This window comes from Dolichospermum sp. LEGE 00246, assembly GCF_015207865.1.
In the GTDB taxonomy this organism is placed as follows: domain Bacteria; phylum Cyanobacteriota; class Cyanobacteriia; order Cyanobacteriales; family Nostocaceae; genus Dolichospermum; species Dolichospermum heterosporum.
Map to the genome: position 1 here is coordinate 1 of NZ_JADEWA010000517.1, position 3,695 is coordinate 3,695.

The 3,695-nt window shown below is 39.4% G+C and carries 3 protein-coding genes and 2 pseudogenes; all 5 read right to left on the bottom strand.

All coding sequences use genetic code 11. The annotated features are described in order from the left end of the window. Positions 1 to 54 precede the first annotated feature (54 nt). The gene (locus IQ228_RS23215) at positions 55 to 207 is read right to left on the bottom strand and encodes a hypothetical protein (protein ID WP_193964574.1); all 153 of its coding nucleotides are present in this window, start codon (positions 205 to 207) and stop codon (positions 55 to 57) included. A 181-nt stretch (positions 208 to 388) separates the two neighbouring features. Further along, positions 389 to 544 (bottom strand): annotated as a pseudogene (locus tag IQ228_RS23220) (transposase); the annotation flags it as partial. Between the two features lie 128 nt (positions 545 to 672). After that, a pseudogene (locus IQ228_RS26915) lies at positions 673 to 830 on the bottom strand (ISL3 family transposase); the annotation flags it as partial. A 66-nt stretch (positions 831 to 896) separates the two neighbouring features. Then, positions 897 to 2,888: an ATP-binding protein gene (locus IQ228_RS23225; protein WP_193964576.1), complete on the bottom strand. Its 1,992-nt coding sequence runs from the start codon at positions 2,886 to 2,888 to the stop codon at positions 897 to 899. 45 nt (positions 2,889 to 2,933) lie between these two features. Then, positions 2,934 to 3,566: a DUF4255 domain-containing protein gene (locus tag IQ228_RS23230; RefSeq protein ID WP_228044039.1), complete on the bottom strand. Its 633-nt coding sequence runs from the start codon at positions 3,564 to 3,566 to the stop codon at positions 2,934 to 2,936. Positions 3,567 to 3,695: the final 129 nt, after the last annotated feature.

Consider the following 3,695-nt stretch of genomic DNA (forward strand, 5'->3'; position numbering starts at 1 on the left):
TATATAAAGAATTAATTGATTACGTAAAAGTTGCCAATGGTGAAATCAAAGAAGTCAAGCTGCGGGTTTGAGCAGCCCTTGAAGTTCTACTTCAAATTCTTCCTCTGATAATAACATTAATCTCTTTCTGGTATAAGGATCTAAATACTGAATCCTATACCATTTTTTAGATACACGAATCAATACTTGAGTCGCTGTTTCCTGCATATCATAATAGGTGAAGTCTTATAAAGAGTTTAGCTATTTTTTGATATTTTTGTCTGTTTATGATGAACAAATTTATTATTCAGGCATAAAAATAAATACCAAATCAAGTTTTCCCGGATTTCTCAATAATCAAGAATCTCATGTTGTTTTGTATGAATTATTTATAGCTCTTGCGCTACTTTTATCGGGAATTAATACTAAAGTACCAGTTTAATAAACTGCGTAATCTGAAATTGCTAAAGTTGCAAAAGCCATATCCAAGTCGTTTAATGAGTTTGAGTTTATTATTAATTTCTTCTACAGTACCACTCGTAGTTCTGCCATCAAAATAACCGACTAAGTAAGTGAACAGAAAAATTTAAAGGTATGTGAAGAAAAGTAAAATCACTCAAAACTCTCTTCCTGTTCCCAGTTAAGAGTTCCCTGTTCCCTTGCCCCAACGACAATTTTTAACGCCCACCTACTTACTTCACCAAACCATCTAATCATTGTACCTATACTTTTGGGAAAATATGCAATGCAAGTGCATCATGCATCCAATCTAATAACTTAATTGTACTGTCTCCTCAAGATTTGGATGATTCAAATATTTCTCTAAAATCTTCTTTTAGTCTGTGCATCAGGGGAAAGCTAAAGGATTTGATGGATTTAAGGTTAAAATTTATGGTGCTATCCAATAAATAATAGACTCAAACCCAGCCCCCAATTTCTGCTTCTGTTAGCGATTTCTCCAATTTGGCGTATTCTGTCCGCGCTGCTCGTAATAAATGTTTCATCTGCACTGGTTCATCTGCATCAGCAGCGAGGAAAGCAGCATTTAAGGCTATGTTGCGAATATTACCCCCGGACACACTTAACTGAGCTAATTTTTTCGCATCTAAATCGTGTGTAGGTGTATTCTCTGGGTAAACTCTTCGCCAAATCTCAGCCCGTTGAGTCGCATCTGGGAAGGGAAACTGGACTGCAAAGCGAATACGTCTTTGAAAAGCTGTATCTATGGAACTCTTCAGGTTAGTTGTCATAATTGCCAAGCCTGGATAGCTTTCCATTCGTTGCAGCAGGTAACTAACTTCAATATTGGCATGACGATCATGACTATCTTTCACTTCGCTACGCTTACCAAATAAAGCATCAGCTTCATCAAATAAAAGGATAACTCCACCTTCTTCAGCAGCATCAAAAACTCGACGTAGATTTTTTTCAGTTTCTCCAATATATTTACTCACTACCGAAGATAAGTCAATTCGGTATAGATCAAGGTGTAATTCGTTGGCTAAGACTTCTGCTGCTAGGGTTTTACCTGTGCCGCTACCCCCGGCAAATAAGGCACTAATACCCAATCCGCGAGTATTTTTTGCGGCAAATCCCCATGTTTGATACACAGTGGCACGTTGACGCAGATGAGCAGCAATTTCTTGTAACATTTCTGCTTGGGCTGGGGGTAATACTAAATCCTCCCAGGTAGCTGCGGGGGGAATGCGTTGGGCTAGTTCATCCAAGTGGGGACGGGCTTGCATTCGGCAAGCATCCCAAAGAATTTGACCTACATCTTGTTCCTTTCCCCTAGTCAATTGTCCTAAAGCTTCAGCACAAGCAGCCCGAATAGTGTTGGGACTGAGGTTAAATTGGGTAACTAATTTTTTTACTTGCCCATTTAATTGCGGTTCTAGGTCTGCTAAACTGCTTTGCCAAAGTATGACTTGCTCTTCACTTGTGGGTTTGTTAATGTCAAAACTCACTAGAGGGCGTTGCTGTATTGGTATTCTTTCCCGACTTGTGATCAACACGAACCCACTAACTCGCTCTAGAAAACGTCCAATAGCATGAGTACGTGCTAAATCTGTGATGTCAATTTTATCACAATCTAGTAATAAGGCACTGCTACTTAAAATTGATTCTCGCTCCCACAGTCGCAAGAGTGTTTCCATCTCCGCAGGTGCAGATGGTACGACTTGCACAGCCATGATATGTAGGGTCATACCTAGCATTTTACAAACTTTGGCAGCGATCGCTCGTTTGCTACTCGGTTCAACTCCATTTAACTGTAAAATTGGTAATTTTTCTGCTAGGGACGGGTGTATCCAGATAGCTGCTATTCGCTGTGCTAGTTGCTGTTGTGAAGGGACTAATTCACCAGTTACTGATAAAGGTTTGACAATGCCCGCTAGTCTCTCATCAATATATTGTCTGCCAATTAGATAGTGTAAAATCCTTTCATCAATTCGCAAAGGGCTAAGAGTTAAAGCTCTACCTTCTCCCAACTCAATTAACCGCCAATGTCGTAATTTAGCATCAGGTGCGATCGCATCCCAGTGGGGATTAGGTAATGCCGCTAGGGCTAAACTCAAAGTCGGATATACTCGCTGTGGGTCTCCTTGAGCTAAAGCACATATAGCTGCAAAATCACCATAAAACTCCATACAGGCGCACATTAGCAGTATATCTCTCTCAAAGCTGGTCAGTCCAAATAGTTCAGATATCTGCTCTAGTGCTGATGGTGCTGAAATTCCAGCCATTGCTGTTTGTGAAGCTTGTTGTCGCATCTGCTCTTGTTCTAGGAAATCCGATGGCTGTGTCTTTTGAGCAAATTTTTCTATAGCACCACGTACTATGGCTAAGGCTGTTAATAAATAGCACTCATTGGCCTCATCCCAATTGTGATTAATTTTTGTTGTATTCATGGAATTGTCACCTATGGCGAATAATACTCCCTAATTAACCTCTGATTAATTTAATTCATGGCTGTCAATTAATACCATAGAAACCTGATAACTAGCTGATGGTCTATAGTGGGTTTGTAAGGCAGACCATATCTTAGAATTGTCTTCCATGCTTAAAAATTCTGGAGAGAGTTTAATTTGCCCAATTCGTTTAGATAAATTAGATATGGATACACTAGCTAAAGCTTGTGCGATTAGACTAGTATGATTACTTATAATAGCGTTTTTTAAAGAATTCTCTATGAGTTCAGCTTTGATGAGTGCTGTTTTATGAAATAATTGCATTGCATACCCTAGTAGTAGTTCTGCCTGGAAATCTTTAGCTCCATAAGCGGTTAATAAGTAGTGTAGGTCTAAAGCTAATGGCGGATTGAGAGAACGCTGATTTTGAGTAATGGGTGAGCGCTTGCTCCGAAATTCCTGAGACAAGTAATCAACGTTGCGATTTTGGGTAACATGATAGAGAAAGAAATTCAGTTGCGCCCGCTCATCAGTTCCTACTTTAATTAAATCAGGTGGTATGGCAGTAACCAGCACATCACCAACACTAGCAGTAATAGAGTCACTGACTAAACCATTTTGTAGCAAGTCTTTCAGCACTGCGGTCACCGCAACTATAGAGAGCGCGTTATTCATCATTATTCCTCACTACTCCTCACTACACCAGCATAGGTTCATCATTTACGCCTCACCACAGTTTTCAGGCTTTTTGAAAAACTCTAACATTCACTTTAGTAGCAATCAAAGATATTTATTATAAATTTATAT

Coding starts and splice junctions, on each gene's coding strand:
- IQ228_RS23215 (WP_193964574.1), bottom strand. CDS start 207: ATGCAGGAAACAGCGACTCAAGTATTGATTCGTGTATCTAAAAAATGG.
- IQ228_RS23225 (WP_193964576.1), bottom strand. CDS start 2,888: ATGAATACAACAAAAATTAATCACAATTGGGATGAGGCCAATGAGTGC.
- IQ228_RS23230 (WP_228044039.1), bottom strand. CDS start 3,566: ATGATGAATAACGCGCTCTCTATAGTTGCGGTGACCGCAGTGCTGAAA.